Below are 14,299 nucleotides of genomic sequence, written 5' to 3' on the forward strand. Positions count from 1 at the left end.
GATCCTCTCGGTGAATGACTCCAATTACGCTACGTACCGTGTCGTAATTGGCAGCACTACGCTACCCGCTGGCGAGGGAACGGATCAATAGCGCGCTACGGCGCGTCATCCGACGTCACTCGGTTTCGGCGACCAGGCGTCCTCGGGTGTCACCGGTCTTGAGCCGTTCGATCGCTTCGGGGATGTCATCGAATCCGATGGTCTCGGTGTGGATGGACAGCTGGCCGGCGGCCATCAGGCCCAGCACGGCCTCCAGGTCGCCGGGGTGCCCACCGCGCGCCCCGCGCAGGGCCACTTCTTTGTAGACGAGTTCGGTGGTCGGGATGGTGGCTTCGTTGACCCCGAGGCCAACCTGGATGACCCGTCCTTCCGGTCGGACCGCGCTGATGGCGCCGGCGGTGGTGGTCCCGAATCCGGCGAAGTCGACGATGACGTCCAGTTGCAGGGGCGCCAGGTCTCGAACGTCCTCGAAGACCTGGGTGACGCCGTTTTGCGTCGCCAGCTCCCAGACATCCCGTTTGGGTTCGGCGGCGAAAACCTCGGCCCCAGCCACCACCGCGATGCGTGCACCGGTGAGACCTAATCCGCCCAGACCGACGATTCCGACGCGTTCCCCGGCTTGTAGCGCGCCGACTCCCATGACGGCTCCGTAGGCGGTTTGGCCCGCGTCGGTGGCGGTGGCTGCTTGGGCGAAGCTGATCTGATCGGCCAGTTTGATGACGCCCTTGGCTGAGGCCAGGCACTTGTCGGCGAAGCCGCCGTCGGCTGACCAGCCGGGCGCTCCATGTTCGCTCAATTCGATGACGACGCGGTCGCCGACGGCCAGATCGCCGACGTCGGGGCCCACCTCGGCGATGACGCCGGCCACTTCGTGGCCGGGGATGATCGGCAGCTTGGGGAGCAACGGGGTCAGGGTGCCGTCGAGGAATCCGACGTCGCTGTGGCACAGGCCCGCGGCGCGGACGTCAAGAACGACATGACCCGGTCCGGGCCGGGGGTCGTCGCATTCCGCGCGCTGCAACGGCTGGTGGGCCGCGATCAGGTGCCAGGCTTTCATAGGTGCTTGCTCCTCGGTGAGTGGCGACGGGTGGGATCAGCGAAGGGGGTTGCGGTCCATGCCGGTGAGCTGGTCGCTGACGCGGCAGAGCCGGGTGCCCAGCGCCGCGTCGCGCGCAAGCTTGGAGGGTTGCTTGACGCGATTTCGGCTGAAGTAGGCGCCGGTGACGGTCTCGAGCCGCGGTTCGACGGCGACGTGGGTGATGCGAGCACCGCCTTGGGCGGGAGTCAGCATCGCGACTCGTTTGACCGCTGCGACCAGCGGGCGCGCCAAAGCGGGTGTGCTGTCCCAGATGTCGGTGGCCACCATGCCCGGGTGCAGGGCGTTGACGGTGACCCCCTTGCCCGTCAGCTCGGTGGCCAGGGCGCGCGTGTAGAGGACGTTGGCCAGTTTGGATCGGTAGTAGGCCCTGAAGCCGTCGTAGCGATGTTCGAAGTGCAGGTCGTCAAAGTCGATGGACCCGTGGGAGTGCCCCGAGGAGGCGGTGATGACGACGCGCGCCGGGGCGGTGTGTATCAGCAAGGGTTTGAGGCGTTCGGTCAGCAGATAACCCGCCAGGTGGTTCACGCCGAAGGTGGCCTCGTACCCGTCCTGTGTCAGAGTGCGGTGCCGGAACAGCCCGCCGGCGTTGTTGATCAAGACGTCGAGTCGGTCGTAGCCGTCGAGGATGACATGTGCCGCCGCATCGACCGCGCTCAGTGATTGGAAGTCGGCCACCACCGTGTCGACGTGAACCGCGCCGGCGGCACGGACTCTCGCGGCTGCGGCGCCGAGCTTGGCTTCACTGCGGCCAACGAGCACCAGGTGATGACCCTGGGCGCCGAGTTGCTCGGCGCTGTGCAAGCCGATACCGGCCGTCGCGCCGGTGATCACGATCGTCTTCACGCGTGCGCGCCCTGACCGCTGGTGTGTCCCGATGCCCAGGAAGGTCGCACGCCGTGGCGCCTCCGTCGCACGGGGTGCGCTCGCCCCGGTGTGAGGCGAAACAGCGTGGCGGGTGAGGAGACGCAGCCGCCGTCCGTGGCGGCGCGGGCTATGTCCGCGAAGGCGCGCGCGGCCAGGCTGCAGTGCACGGGCACCGCATGGTGTGCGCGAAGCAGCGACGAGGGGCAGTGATCTCCCCACAGCAATACGTCGGTACGGAAATCTTCGAGCGCGTGAAGGATTCCTTGGCGAATCGGCTTGTGCTGCAGGCAGGCTCGGACCGATACGGCGACGACGTCTGGCGCCTCGGTCCAGTAGGAGAGGCTCAGCGTCTCGCCGAAGTCCGACATTTCAGCGCCCAGTATCCGCAGTGCACGCTCCCCAGTTACCGTCTCAATTCTGGCCCGCACGTCCCAGCCGGCCGTGGCGTGGTCGAAGAGCCATCCTCCCAGGCCGCAGACGATCTCCGGCACATCAGGACCGACAACGTCGAGGCGATAGCGACCGGTCTTCGGCGGCTGCGGCGGATCTGCGGGGCCGACGTGCCGGTCTCGTTGTGCCGGCGCTGAATCGGATCGACCCCTGGGGGCCGAGATGTTCGGAGTCATCCGCACTTTGCGGCATAGGTGTGGGCGGGAAGCGTGTCCCAGCCCCGACCCGTCGACGTGGTGGAGAACCGAGCATTGGCCACGTCTACGTCCCATTCGGGGAATCGCTTGAGGATTTCCTCGAGCGCAATCCGGCCTTCCAGTCGCGCCAGCGCCGACCCCAGGCAGTAGTGCGCGCCCACGCCGAAGACCGCATGCTGATGTACCTGGCGGCGAATGTCGAACACGTCACCGCTGGGGGGATGCTGACGATGGTCGCGAGTCGCGGCGGCCAGCAGCAACAACATGATGCTCCCTTGGGGCACGGTCTGCCCGTGCAGCTGGACATCGCGAGTGACGTAGCGAGCGACATGCGGAGCCGGGGTCTCGAACCGCAGCAGTTCTTCTATCGCCTGCGGGATCAGCTCCGGGCGTTCGACGAGTTCGCGACGTTGGTCGGGGTGGTCGGCGAGCACCTTGCCCGTCCACCCGATCAATCGGACGGTGGTCTCGTTACCCGCACCGGCGACGACGTTGACGTAGTTGAGGATCTCTTCCCGGGTCAACCGGCGCCTGGTACCGGTCTCGTCGACGAACTCCGCATTGAGCAACTCGGTCATGATGTCGTCGGCGGGGTGCTGTGCGCGCCAGTCGAGGTACTCGCCGAACATCTCTCCCAGCACCAGGCCCTCTGACGCCGCCTTCATCGGCTCACCGTCGTCGGTGCGCATCTGTGCGTTCGAGTGATCGCGAATCGCCTCCCGGTCGGCCTCGGGGATACCGACCAGCATGCTGATGGTCTTCATCGGCATCTGCGCCCCGAGATCTTGGACGAAGTCGAAGCGTCCGGTCCCGACCAGCGGGTCGAGGCTCTCGGCGCAGAACTTCCGGATCTGTGGCTCCAGTGCCATCACCTTGCGGGGCGTGAACATCCGCGACAACAGCTTGCGGTGCACGTCGTGCAGCGGCGGATCCTCGAAGATCAAGACACCGGGCGGGATGGTGATGTCGGCCTTGATCAACTCGATGATCGCCGTTCGCGCGGAACTGTAGGTCTCGTGATCGACCAGCGCCGCGGCGACGTCGCTGAAGCGGCTTAGCGCATAGAAGTCGTGGTCGGCGTTGTAATACAGCGGCGCCTCCTCACGCAGCCGCGCGAACATCGGGTACGGGTCGGTGTTCAGCGCCGCATCGTAGGGGTCGTAGTACACCCGGGTCGGGTTGCTGACGGTCATGGGCCGTCCTTTCAGACGAGGTCGCTTACACGATTAAGCTAGTTACGCGATTAAGTCAACCCCCGGGGCCCTGCCGACTATCCGAGGCTTAGGTGGACTCGCGTTGGATCAGCGTGACGAATTCGGTCGCGCCGCCAGCGGGACTGTCATCGACATCGACGTCGACCTCCAAGCCCAGTTGTGTCATCAGCGCCGTCACGGCCTCTCTGGCGATTGCCTCGATGTTGAAGGACACCGACGTGAGGAGCGGGTCGCTGACGTTGCCGAGTTCACCCGCATCGGCGCCGATCACCGCCATGTCGCCAGGGCACTGCAAGCCCAACTGGTGGATGCTGCGTAGAACCATCAGCGCGGTCAGATCGGTCTGAGCACAGATCGCGGTGACACCCGACTGCTTCCACTCGTCCACGACGGCGACGGCGCCGCCCCCGATGGTCGGTACCGTTGCCGCGGCCACCTCGGGCAGACCGGCCTGCGATGCCGCGGCCCGAAGCCCGTTCAGCCAGTAGTCGCCTTGCGCCCGTAGTTTCTCGTCGCCCGAGTAGGCGAACGCCAGGTGACGATGTCCGCGGCTGATCAGATGATCGACCCAGATCCGGCCGAGGCTGTCGTTGAGCGATTCCAACGTCTGCAGGTTCGCGCTGCCCAGATAGACCTGCGGCAGTCCAGCGGCTTCCACGGCGTCACGCACCCGACCGCTGAGCGGGAAGACGCTGGTCACCGCCATCGGCCGTAAATTGTGAATCGCGTCGATGACGTCTTGCGCATCCGTGGTCTCCACCTGCAACGACAGCACCAGCCCACGTTGCGACAACGCGGCCGTCAGCCGGCTGGCCACCTCGATGAGCACCTCGCCCAGAGCCATGCGCGGCACCACGTAGAGCACCAGCCCGCTGCCGCCGGTGCGCAGGTGGCGGGCCACCAGGTTCGGCCGGTAACCGAGGTCCTTTGCCGCGCCCAGGACGGCCGCCCTGGTCTGCGCCGAGATCGACTGGCCCCGAGCGCCATTGAGCACATAGCTGACCGTTGCCGTAGACACGCCGGCGCGGCGCGCGACGTCGACGCCGGTCGCCGGTTTGCGTGCGCCCCTGTCCTGCACCGCTACCTCCCTACCCGCACCGCACACCATCATGGCAGCCGACGGCCTCCCCGGCGTGCACCAACCGGATCGGCTCGGTCCTACCCGGACGAGTGTTTGCTGCGAAACAATGGTGAGCCGAAGAGGGAGGAGCGTCATGGCCTCATTGCTCACGGCCTGCGGCGGATTCTTGTTCGCCGTCTTGTGGATGGATTTGGTATTCGACGTTCAGGTCCTCCGGTTCCGTTCTGCCCCAACCGGTTTGCCCGACGCAGTGCTTGATTCCATCGCGGCTTACTACCATCGCGCGACGACCACGTCGCGCCCGATGAGCCGGCTGATCGCCGTTGTCATGGTGGTCCTATTGGGGGCGTTGACCTACGAGTTCGCGCGCGGGCCCCAGCCGTGGTGGGTTCTGGTGTTCTCGGCCGTTCTCGCCGGAGTTCCAATCATGCTGGCCTTGACGCAAACGGTTCCGGATGCCGTGCGACTCGGGCGCCGGGCCGATGACCGGCCCGAGCAGACCCGTCTGGCGCGGTCGGTTTGCCGGGATCATCTGGTGTGCGCCGGTTGCATGTTCGCCTTCCTGGCGCTGTGGGTCGCCCGCAGTGTGGCGCTCTGAGTGGCCGGTGGACGCCCGTGACGGGTCGTAGTGACAAAACGCAGGTCAGGACCCGCTGGCCACGTCAATGAGGTACGTACTAAACTAGAACACGTTTCAATTCGGCCGCGTCCCAGGAGTAGAGATGCACACCGCCATCTGCGATGAGCTTGGTATCGAGTTTCCGATCTTCGCGTTCACCCACTGTCGTGATGTCGTGGTCGCGGTCAGCAAGGCCGGAGGGTTCGGCGTGCTTGGCGCGGTCGGCTTCACCCCCGAGCAGCTCGAGATCGAGCTCAACTGGATCGACGAGAACATCGGCGACCACCCGTACGGCGTCGACATCGTCATCCCCAACAAATACGAGGGCATGGACTCGCACCTGTCCGCCGAGGAGCTCGCCGAGACGCTGCGCAAGATGGTGCCGCAGGAGCACCTGGACTTCGGCAAGAAGATCCTCGCCGACCACGGCGTGCCGATCGAGGACAGCGACGGCGACAGCCTGCAGCTGCTCGGCTGGACCGAGGCGACCGCCACTCCGCAGGTCGAGGTGGCGCTCAAGCACCCCAAGGTGAAGATGATCGCGAACGCGCTCGGCACCCCGCCGGCCGACATGATCAAGCACATCCATGAGGCGGGCCTCAAGGTGGCCGCGCTGTGCGGCTCCCCCTCGCAGGCTCGCAAGCACGCCGACGCCGGCGTCGACATCATCATCGCCCAGGGCGGCGAGGCCGGCGGCCACTGCGGCGAGGGGGGCTCCATCGTGTTGTGGCCGCAGGTGGTCAAGGAGGTCGCCCCGGTGCCGGTGCTCGCGGCCGGCGGTATCGGCAGCGGCCAGCAGATCGCGGCGGCGCTGGCGCTGGGTGCCCAGGGGGCATGGACGGGCTCGCAGTGGCTGATGGTCGAGGAATCCTCGAACACGCCGATCCAGCAAGCGGCGTACGCCAAGGCGGGCAGCCGGGACACCGTCCGCAGCCGGTCCTTCACCGGCAAGCCCGCCCGCATGCTGCGCAACGACTGGACCGAGGCGTGGGAACAGCCGGACAACCCCAAGCCGCTCGGTATGCCGCTGCAGTACATGGTGTCCGGGATGGCGGTGCGGGCGACCAACCGCTACCCGAACGAGAGCGTGGACGTCGCGTTCAACCCGGTGGGTCAGGTCGTCGGCCAGTTCACCAAGGTGGAGAAGACGGCGACCGTCATCGAGCGCTGGGTGCAGGAGTACTTGGAGGCGACCAACAGGCTCGACGAGCTCAATGAGGCCGCCTCCGTCTGAGGACTTCTAGACGTCGTCGTCGACCTCGTCGCGGCCGGTGAACATCTCCTTCGTCCGGTCCACCGCGTACGTGCCGATGTCGATCGAGTTCTGAACGATCCCGCTGGCACCGCCGGCGATGTCGCCGCGGATGATGTCGCTGGCGTGTTCGACGATGTCGGAGGCCTTCTCGACCGCGTTGGTCGCGATGTCCCGGGCCGCGTCGACCGCATCTTTCGGATTGAAGCCCATCTCGAGTCTCCTCTTGTCACAGGACCGGTTGCTATGACTCTAGCCCGGGCGCTGCGCCTCAGTACTTCACCAAAGCGCGCCAATAAGATTCGGGGATTTCCGCCCCGGACCGCAACACTCGGGTTAGGCCCGCAGCCATCGCGATACCGAGTAGACCCAGCCACAGCCCGGCCAGCCCGATGACCGCCCAGAGCACGGCGGTCACGACGGGCCATGGCGACAGCACGGCCAGGATCGGCGCGAAGAAGAACCCGGTACCGATGTACCAGGCGGAGCCGGCGCGATCCGACGCGAGGACGAAGCGCAGCCAGCGCGGGAGCGCGGTTTCGGCGGGCCGACCGTCGCTCATGGTCATCTCATTCGGCCGGGGGGAAGAAGCCCGCCCCGGTGAACCATCCCTCCTGCCAACCCCGCTCCCCCAGGCACAGCATGGGCAACCCGCGATCCGACTGCGCCGCGGCCTGCGGCCCGGGGCACTTCGCGCCGGCCTGCTGCACCCCGTACAGGGGATACGACATGACCCAGTATCCGGTGGTGGCCGCCGGGAATTGGTTGGGCGGCGGGAAGTGGCACGCCTCGGCCTGGCCGCTGGGGCCCCGGCCGAAGATGAAGCGTTCGTAGTTGTCGCACGGCGCGCCCAGCGACGCCTGATAATTCATGCCCGGCACGTCGCCGTCGTATCCGGCGGCGGCGCACGGCGCGACGCCGATCGCGATGCCCGCTGCAGCAGCGGCGCTGAGCAGTTCCCGAATCATGTTCCACCCCGCCTGTCGTCGCCGGTGACCTGCACCAAAGCATATCCATCGGGGCCCGCGCCACAAGACCGTATCGACCGGAGGGGCGGGCAACGAGGAACACGTTTCAATTTCGACCCGGCGATCTTGTGTCAATGCTTCCCAACCGTGGTGCGGCAATGGTTTATTTGCACAAAGACGACTAGACCACTTCGTCATCGAGGAGCGGGCCATGCCAACCGTCGAGCCAACCGCCAAGCCGGTCCCCAATCTCCCGCCCGGATTCGACTTCACCGATCCGGACATCCACGCCGAACGGCTGCCGGTGGAGGAACTGGCCGAACTGCGGCGGACGGCGCCGATCTGGTGGAACGAACAGCCGATCGGTGCGGGCGGATTCGACGACGGCGGCTTCTGGGTGGTCACCAAGCACAAGGACGTCAAAGAGATCTCGCTGCGCAGCGACGTCTTCTCCAGCCTGAAGAACACCGCCCTGCCGCGCTACAAGGACGGCACAGTCGGCGAGCAGGTCGAACGCGGCAAGTTCGTCCTACTCAACATGGATGCGCCGCAGCACACCCGACTGCGCAAGATCATCTCGCGCGCCTTCACCCCGCGCTCCATCGAACGCCTGCGCGGCGACCTCGCCGAGCGCGCCCGGCGCATCGTCGAGGAGGCGGCCGCCCAGGGCCGCGGTGACTTCGTGGAGCAGGTCTCGTGCGAGCTGCCGCTGCAGGCCATCGCGGGGTTGATGGGCGTGCCACAGGAAGAACGGAAGAAGCTTTTCCACTGGTCCAACGAGATGGTCGGCGACCAGGACCCCGAGTTCGCCACCAACGACTCGATGACCGCGTCCGTCGAACTCATCATGTACGGCATGCAGATGGCCGCCGACCGGGCGAAGAATCCGGGGGAAGACCTCGTCACCAAGCTGGTCCAGGCCGACATCGACGGACACAAGCTCTCCGACGACGAGTTCGGCTTCTTCGTCATCCTGCTGGCCGTGGCCGGCAATGAGACCACCCGCAACTCCATCACCCAGGGCATGATGGCGTTCACCGATTTTCCCGATCAGTGGGAGCTGTTCAAACGGGAGCGACCTGCCACGGCGGCGGACGAGATCGTCCGCTGGGCCACGCCGGTGACGTCATTCCAGCGCACCGCCCTGGAGGACTACGAACTGTCCGGCGTGCAGATCAAGAAGGGCCAGCGCGTGGTGATGGTCTACCGCTCGGCCAATTTCGACGAGGACGTATTCGAGGACCCGTTCACCTTCAACATCCTTCGCGACCCCAACCCGCACGTGGGATTCGGTGGTACCGGTGCGCATTACTGCATCGGGTCGAACCTGGCGCGGATGACCATCGATCTGATGTTCAACGCGATCGCCGACGGCATCCCGAACCTGGAATCGATCGGGAAGCCCGAACGGCTGCGGTCGGGCTGGCTCAATGGGATCAAGCACTGGCAGGTCGACTACCACACCGACGGGTCGGCGAAAGAACCTGTCGCACACTAGGCTAAGCCGATGCCGACACATCAAGCCGTCCGGATTCAATCCGTGGGCGGCCCTTTAGAGCTCGCCGAAGTCGAAACGCCCCCACCCGGTCGCGACGAGGTGCGCATCGCGGTCACCGCGTGCGGGATATGCGGAACCGACCGCGCCTTCGTCAACGGCGGTTTCCCGGACATGTCGTGGCCGCTGACCCCGGGCCACGAAATCGCCGGAACCGTCGCCGAACTCGGCGAGGGGGGCGACGATTTCGCGGTGGGCGATCGCGTCGCGGTCGGCTGGTTCGGCGGCTGCTGCTACCACTGCGACCCCTGCCGCAAGGGCATTTTCATCCACTGCGTCAACGGCAAGGTGCCGAGCTGGCACTACCCCGGCGGCTACGCGGAATCGGTGACCGTGCCGGCCAACGCGCTGGCCCGGATCCCGTCGGAGCTCACCGACGCGGAAGCCGCCCCCATGGGTTGCGCCGGCGTCACGACCTACAACGCGCTACGGCACACCAAGGCGTTGCCCGGTGACCGGGTGGCGATCCTCGGCGTCGGCGGGCTCGGCCACCTCGGCGTGCAGTTCGCCCGCGCGATGGGGTTCGAAACGATCGCGATCGCGCGCGGCACCGGTAAGGCCGAGGACGCAAAGAAATTGGGCGCCCATCACTACATCGACTCCACCAGCCGTGACGTCGCCGAGGCGCTGCAGGCACTGGGCGGGGCGACGGTCGTCCTGGGCACCGCCGGCAACTCCCAGGCCATGGCCGACACGGTCGGCGGGCTGGCGCCGCAAGGCGAGCTGGTGACCATCGGGGTGACTCCGGACCCGCTGCCCATCAGTCCCGTGCAGCTGATCACGCCGGGGCTCAGCATCGTCGGCCACCCCTCCGGCACGGCCAAGGACGTCGAGGACACCATGCATTTCGCCGTCCTGTCCGGTGTCCGCGCCTGGATCGAGGAGTTGCCGCTGTCGCAGGCGGCCGAAGGCTATGCGGCGCTGGAGCAGGGCAGAGCGCACTACCGCACCGTCTTGACGATGTGACTACAGTCGGTCCGTGACCGAGCTCTGGACCCTCACCCCTGCTGACGGTGAGTTGTTGATCCGCACCGGCGTCGCCGGCAGGGCCGCGCGGATGGGCCACCGGCTCACCATCGCGATGACGCGCTGGGAAGCCACGGTGGCGTGGGCCGGCACCGACCCCGTCACCGCCGAGTTGGCTGTCGAGGTCGATTCCTTCGAGGTGCTGCGCGGCGAGGGCGGCGTGAAGGGATTGACCGGGCCGGAAAAGGCTTTGGTGCGGTCCAACGCGTTGAAGTCGTTGGACTCGGCCAGTTTTCCCGGGATCCGCTTCTGCGCAAGAAGCATCGAGAAAACAGGCGACGGGTACCGGCTCATCGGCCAACTCGAAATTCGGGGAAAGACGCGGGATCACGTCGTCGAACTGCGCACAGAGGATCTCGGGAACACGTGGCGCATGTCCACCGAATCCACCGTCCGCCAAACCGATTACGGCGTCAAGCCGTACTCACTGCTGATGGGCTCGCTCAAGGTCGCCGACGACGTGATGGTGTCCTTCACCGCGACCCACCCGAAAGACGTCTGAACGGCGGGGCCGTCGGCGTCAGGGCTGCGGCTGGGCGGGCGCAGGCGATGCCGAGTCGCCCGCTTGATCGCCGGTGTCGGCCGGTATGTGCTCGAGCACTCGCGTCAAGTACGGCTGCCGGCCACCGGGGTCCGGCTGCTGCACCTCCGGCGCGGTCGGTTCCGTGATCGGTTCGCCCGCGGGCACTTTCGCCTGGGGGGTTAACGGTGCGACGGCCGGCGGCGGCGCCACGGCCTCGGCGACCTGTGGGGTCGGCGCATGCACCGCGTGCCGTGGGGCGGAGTTGCTCGCCGGGGCCAGCTGGAAACCCACCGCGAGCGATATCGAGGAGACGAACGTGACCACACCGGCGGCCAGAGTGGTCACGGCACCGGCGTACGGCCGCTTCCGGGGTGTCGCGGGCGTGGCCGCGGGTTCCCCACCGTCCACCACCAGTTGGTCGTCGGTGAACTCGGTGCTGCGGGCGGCGGTGAGCGCCGCGCCCCTCGCGATGGTCACCTGGGCCATCGTTTGCACGAAAACCGGTACCGGCAGCGCGTTTTCAAGTCGCCAGGAGAAACCGTCGATGTCGCTGTGCGCGCCGACGACCACGACCCCGCCGGGTTGCCATCCGTTGCGGTCGAACATGCCGGTCAGCCAGCGCGTCAGTCCGTCGAAGCCGCCGCGCACCTGCTTTGTCGCCGTCTGCGTCTCCCCGCCGTGGGTGTCGACCATGACGACGGTCGTCGAATCATGTTCGAGGATGCAGACCGCGGTCTGCTCGTAGCCGATGACCGGTGCGATGGCCTGGGCCAGCGTCTCGACGGCCTCGAGTTGGCGGACCGGCACGACGTTGTCGAATCCGGCGTCGGTCAGCGCTTCCAGCAGCAGCGCGGCCTGCGCGGCCGCCTCGTCGTTCCACGTCACCCCGATGATGCGCAGACGATGCTCGCTGGCGGCCGCCTGGGCTTCCACCCGCGCGATCTCGTCCACCACTTGTTCCGCGGTACTCGCGGCGCACGCGCCGCGGCCGGTGTGCAGGGCCAGCTCCTGGTGATCCAGGATGGTGCCGTCTGCGCCGTGTCCCTCAGCGAGGACCCACCCAACGGCGGCCGGCGTCACTGATAGCCCAAGTACCGTGTCCAAAACTCATTGCCCCAATCGGTCCCGGGCCTCCGACACCCTCACCCGCACCGACGCGCACCAGAAATCCCTGGTGAGGTGGTTCGTGAGAGCCGGAACGGACCGAGAAAACGTGGTCTCCGTCGGCTTGCTTCGTGAGAGCCTACGCGGTCGCCGCAAGTCCGGCTGCCCCGGTCGCCCATCATCGGCCAACCGGCCGGATCACGCGCAGCGAATGCGCCGACCGGACGGGCAGGTGAGGCACCTGCCGTCTGCCGGCCGTCAGCGCCGGGAATCGCACCTTCCTCCCGAGGCGATAAAAGCGCTCCGTGATCCCCAGGTCCGGAATCCGCGTTTTCGGCGGCGGTTCGGTGTCGCGCGGCCGGCCGCCGTCCCGGTCGGGTCGAAAATCGGCGCTCTGGCCATTACCGCGCCCCCAAACCCGACCCCGCTGCCAGGCGCTTCCCACAAGTCAGCGGTGATAGCGGGCTGCGGGCCACGCGGCGTCGACGTCGCGGCGCCGTTATCCCCCCGGGGGAAATTGACGCGGGAAAAGCGATACCAAACCGAGATCACCTCGCGTCCCGATCGACATTCTGCCTATTCGCACGGTAAATTCCTGCCTGAGACGACGATCACATGCGACAAGGGGCAGGTATGACAGATCTGAGCGAGATGGTCCGGGCCTGGGGGCGCCGGCTTTTAGTCGGTGCGGCAGCGGCTGTCACCCTGCCGGGCCTGATCGGTCTTGCCGGCGGCGCGCCGACCGCGGGAGCCTTCTCCCGCCCCGGTCTGCCCGTCGAATACCTGCAGGTGCCGTCGGCGGGGATGGGCCGCAACATCAAGGTCCAATTCCAGAGCGGCGGCAACGGCTCCCCCGCGGTGTACCTGCTCGACGGGTTGCGCGCCCAAGACGACTACAACGGCTGGGACATCAACACCCCGGCGTTCGAGTGGTACTACCAGTCCGGCCTGTCGATCGTCATGCCCGTCGGCGGCCAGTCCAGCTTCTACAGCGACTGGTACAGCCCGGCCTGCGGTAAGGCCGGTTGTTCGACGTACAAGTGGGAGACCTTCCTGACCAGTGAGCTGCCGCAATACCTGGCCTCCAACAAGAGCGTGAAGTCCACGGGCAGCGCCGCGGTCGGCATCTCGATGGCCGGTTCTTCGGCGCTGATCCTGGCCGCCTACCACCCGAACCAGTTCATCTATGCGGGTTCGCTGTCGGCCCTGATGGACCCCTCGCAAGGCATGGGACCCTCCCTGATCGGCCTCGCGATGGGTGATGCCGGCGGTTACAAGGCCAGCGACATGTGGGGCCCGTCGAGCGACCCCGCCTGGCAGCGCAACGACCCCTCACTGCAGATCCCCAAGCTGGTGGGCAACAACACCCGCCTTTGGATCTACTGCGGTAACGGCACACCGTCGGAGCTGGGCGGGGCCAACATGCCCGCCGAGTTCCTGGAGAACTTCGTGCGCAGCAGCAACCTGAAGTTCCAGGACGCCTACAACGCGGCCGGTGGCCACAACGCGGTGTTCAACTTCAACGCCAACGGGACCCACAGCTGGGAATACTGGGGAGCTCAGCTCAACGCCATGAAGCCCGACCTGCAGGGCACCCTGGGTGCCACGGCCGGCGGCGGCGGATAACCACCACCTGACCCGAGGTCGCTACTGCGCCTGACGACGACGCCGTCGGGCGCAGTAGCACGTCGTAGCCCCTTTTGGTCTGAAGCGGTTCACCCCGTCCGGGGGAATTGGTCGGTGACATCGGCCCACGTCGTGGCGTCGCGGCGATGGTCGTTCATGTTCCGGCATTCGCCGTAGACGCGCAGTACGCCCAACCGCGGTTCGTCGTCGTGGCGGTAAACGATCACGGTGACGGCGTCCTTGGTGAGCGTCCTGGCCCACGCATGATTGTTGGGCGGCAGGCCCTCGGCCCAGCCGTGCTCGGCCAGCGTTGCGGCGATTCGGGCGAAGTAGGCATCGGCCGGTGCCGCCGCGGGCAGCGTGAACGTCAGGTAGACCGAGCCTTGGTACGGCGGGTTGTCGCGGTCTTTGCAGGACATCAGCGCGTAGCCGGCCGACGACGTCTGCAGGCCCGTCGTGGCCACGACGCTCTGGGCCGTCTGAACGGCCTGAGCCCTCGACTGACCGTCGCTGACGGGGCTCACGGGGTGCTCGAGGGCGTCGGCGGGCGTCGAATGGAGGCGACCGACCAGCAAAAACAGCGCGCCCAGCAGCAGCGGAATCGCCAGCGCAACGGCGATCAGCGCGCGAATCTGCTTCGAGCGCAACGTCTTTCCGCGCATTCGGCCAACGCGGCGCGGGCCGCGGCTGTCCATGGTCGACGACATCAGCAATTCAGGCT

General features: G+C 66.9%; 16 protein-coding genes. 6 read left to right on the forward strand and 10 right to left on the reverse strand.

The window, feature by feature from the left end; all coding sequences use genetic code 11:
* Positions 1–115: 115 nt before the first annotated feature.
* From C1737_RS05610 to C1737_RS05630, 5 genes are all read right to left on the reverse strand, one after another.
* Positions 116–1,057 carry an alcohol dehydrogenase catalytic domain-containing protein gene (locus C1737_RS05610; RefSeq protein WP_102417461.1) on the reverse strand — a complete coding sequence of 314 codons (942 nt, stop codon included), beginning with the start codon at positions 1,055–1,057 and terminating at the stop codon, positions 116–118.
* A 36-nt stretch (positions 1,058–1,093) separates the two neighbouring features.
* Complete coding sequence (locus C1737_RS05615) at positions 1,094–1,942, reverse strand: SDR family NAD(P)-dependent oxidoreductase (protein ID WP_068098204.1); 849 nt, start codon at positions 1,940–1,942, stop codon at positions 1,094–1,096.
* Entirely contained in the window at positions 1,939–2,454 is a 516-nt protein-coding gene (locus C1737_RS05620) for a hypothetical protein (protein ID WP_102417462.1), read from the reverse strand. The genes C1737_RS05615 and C1737_RS05620 overlap by 4 nt, the downstream gene beginning before the upstream one ends.
* Positions 2,455–2,585: 131 nt before the next feature.
* Positions 2,586–3,803 carry a cytochrome P450 gene (locus tag C1737_RS05625; protein WP_068098202.1) on the reverse strand — a complete coding sequence of 406 codons (1,218 nt, stop codon included), beginning with the start codon at positions 3,801–3,803 and terminating at the stop codon, positions 2,586–2,588.
* A gap of 88 nt (positions 3,804–3,891) precedes the next feature.
* A complete protein-coding gene (locus C1737_RS05630) occupies positions 3,892–4,902 on the reverse strand; it encodes a LacI family DNA-binding transcriptional regulator (RefSeq protein ID WP_068098249.1) in 1,011 nt (336 codons plus the stop codon).
* A 136-nt stretch (positions 4,903–5,038) separates the two neighbouring features.
* On the opposite strand from C1737_RS05630, the gene C1737_RS05635 reads away from it, so the two are divergent.
* Both C1737_RS05635 and C1737_RS05640 read left to right on the forward strand, forming a co-directional pair.
* Positions 5,039–5,503 carry a hypothetical protein gene (locus tag C1737_RS05635; protein ID WP_068098201.1) on the forward strand — a complete coding sequence of 155 codons (465 nt, stop codon included), beginning with the start codon at positions 5,039–5,041 and terminating at the stop codon, positions 5,501–5,503.
* A gap of 124 nt (positions 5,504–5,627) precedes the next feature.
* Positions 5,628–6,758, forward strand: a complete 1,131-nt coding sequence (locus tag C1737_RS05640) for a nitronate monooxygenase (protein ID WP_102417463.1) — start codon at positions 5,628–5,630, stop codon at positions 6,756–6,758.
* A 6-nt stretch (positions 6,759–6,764) separates the two neighbouring features.
* Here the strand turns inward: C1737_RS05640 and C1737_RS05645 are convergent, their stop codons facing one another.
* From C1737_RS05645 to C1737_RS05655, 3 genes are read right to left on the reverse strand one after another with little or no spacing between them, the layout of a single operon-like run.
* Complete coding sequence (locus C1737_RS05645; RefSeq protein ID WP_068098200.1) at positions 6,765–6,989, reverse strand: hypothetical protein; 225 nt, start codon at positions 6,987–6,989, stop codon at positions 6,765–6,767.
* A gap of 58 nt (positions 6,990–7,047) precedes the next feature.
* A complete protein-coding gene (locus tag C1737_RS05650; protein WP_068098199.1) occupies positions 7,048–7,344 on the reverse strand; it encodes a hypothetical protein in 297 nt (98 codons plus the stop codon).
* Between the two features lies 1 nt (position 7,345).
* Entirely contained in the window at positions 7,346–7,744 is a 399-nt protein-coding gene (locus C1737_RS05655; protein WP_068052100.1) for a hypothetical protein, read from the reverse strand.
* Positions 7,745–7,955: 211 nt separating this feature from the next.
* On the opposite strand from C1737_RS05655, the gene C1737_RS05660 reads away from it, so the two are divergent.
* The 3 genes from C1737_RS05660 to C1737_RS05670 are packed head-to-tail and all read left to right on the forward strand — an operon-like array spanning position 7,956 to position 10,827.
* Complete coding sequence (locus C1737_RS05660) at positions 7,956–9,242, forward strand: cytochrome P450 (RefSeq protein WP_067924110.1); 1,287 nt, start codon at positions 7,956–7,958, stop codon at positions 9,240–9,242.
* A 9-nt stretch (positions 9,243–9,251) separates the two neighbouring features.
* On the forward strand, positions 9,252–10,265 hold the full coding sequence (locus tag C1737_RS05665) for an alcohol dehydrogenase catalytic domain-containing protein (protein WP_102417464.1): 1,014 nt from the start codon (positions 9,252–9,254) through the stop codon (positions 10,263–10,265).
* A 13-nt stretch (positions 10,266–10,278) separates the two neighbouring features.
* Positions 10,279–10,827 (forward strand): YceI family protein, encoded by a 549-nt coding sequence (locus C1737_RS05670; RefSeq protein ID WP_102417465.1) that lies wholly within the window; start codon positions 10,279–10,281, stop codon positions 10,825–10,827.
* 18 nt (positions 10,828–10,845) lie between these two features.
* On the opposite strand, the gene C1737_RS05675 is transcribed toward C1737_RS05670, so the two are convergent.
* The gene (locus C1737_RS05675; protein ID WP_068098195.1) at positions 10,846–11,952 is read right to left on the reverse strand and encodes a hypothetical protein; all 1,107 of its coding nucleotides are present in this window, start codon (positions 11,950–11,952) and stop codon (positions 10,846–10,848) included.
* Between the two features lie 633 nt (positions 11,953–12,585).
* Between C1737_RS05675 and ag85B the strand changes: the two genes are divergently transcribed.
* Complete coding sequence (ag85B, locus tag C1737_RS05680; protein ID WP_067924124.1) at positions 12,586–13,578, forward strand: diacylglycerol acyltransferase/mycolyltransferase Ag85B; 993 nt, start codon at positions 12,586–12,588, stop codon at positions 13,576–13,578.
* 89 nt (positions 13,579–13,667) lie between these two features.
* On the opposite strand, the gene C1737_RS05685 is transcribed toward ag85B, so the two are convergent.
* On the reverse strand, positions 13,668–14,285 hold the full coding sequence (locus C1737_RS05685; RefSeq protein ID WP_197516426.1) for a hypothetical protein: 618 nt from the start codon (positions 14,283–14,285) through the stop codon (positions 13,668–13,670).
* Positions 14,286–14,299 lie beyond the last annotated feature (14 nt).

The organism is Mycobacterium sp. 4858 (assembly GCF_900240975.1).
Classification (GTDB): domain Bacteria; phylum Actinomycetota; class Actinomycetes; order Mycobacteriales; family Mycobacteriaceae; genus Mycobacterium.

Coding starts and splice junctions, on each gene's coding strand:
- C1737_RS05660 (WP_067924110.1), top strand. CDS start 7,956: ATGCCAACCGTCGAGCCAACCGCCAAGCCGGTCCCCAATCTCCCGCCC.
- C1737_RS05685 (WP_197516426.1), bottom strand. CDS start 14,285: ATGTCGTCGACCATGGACAGCCGCGGCCCGCGCCGCGTTGGCCGAATG.
- C1737_RS05665 (WP_102417464.1), top strand. CDS start 9,252: ATGCCGACACATCAAGCCGTCCGGATTCAATCCGTGGGCGGCCCTTTA.
- C1737_RS05635 (WP_068098201.1), top strand. CDS start 5,039: ATGGCCTCATTGCTCACGGCCTGCGGCGGATTCTTGTTCGCCGTCTTG.
- ag85B (WP_067924124.1), top strand. CDS start 12,586: ATGACAGATCTGAGCGAGATGGTCCGGGCCTGGGGGCGCCGGCTTTTA.
- C1737_RS05640 (WP_102417463.1), top strand. CDS start 5,628: ATGCACACCGCCATCTGCGATGAGCTTGGTATCGAGTTTCCGATCTTC.
- C1737_RS05610 (WP_102417461.1), bottom strand. CDS start 1,057: ATGAAAGCCTGGCACCTGATCGCGGCCCACCAGCCGTTGCAGCGCGCG.
- C1737_RS05655 (WP_068052100.1), bottom strand. CDS start 7,744: ATGATTCGGGAACTGCTCAGCGCCGCTGCTGCAGCGGGCATCGCGATC.
- C1737_RS05645 (WP_068098200.1), bottom strand. CDS start 6,989: ATGGGCTTCAATCCGAAAGATGCGGTCGACGCGGCCCGGGACATCGCG.
- C1737_RS05625 (WP_068098202.1), bottom strand. CDS start 3,803: ATGACCGTCAGCAACCCGACCCGGGTGTACTACGACCCCTACGATGCG.
- C1737_RS05650 (WP_068098199.1), bottom strand. CDS start 7,344: ATGACCATGAGCGACGGTCGGCCCGCCGAAACCGCGCTCCCGCGCTGG.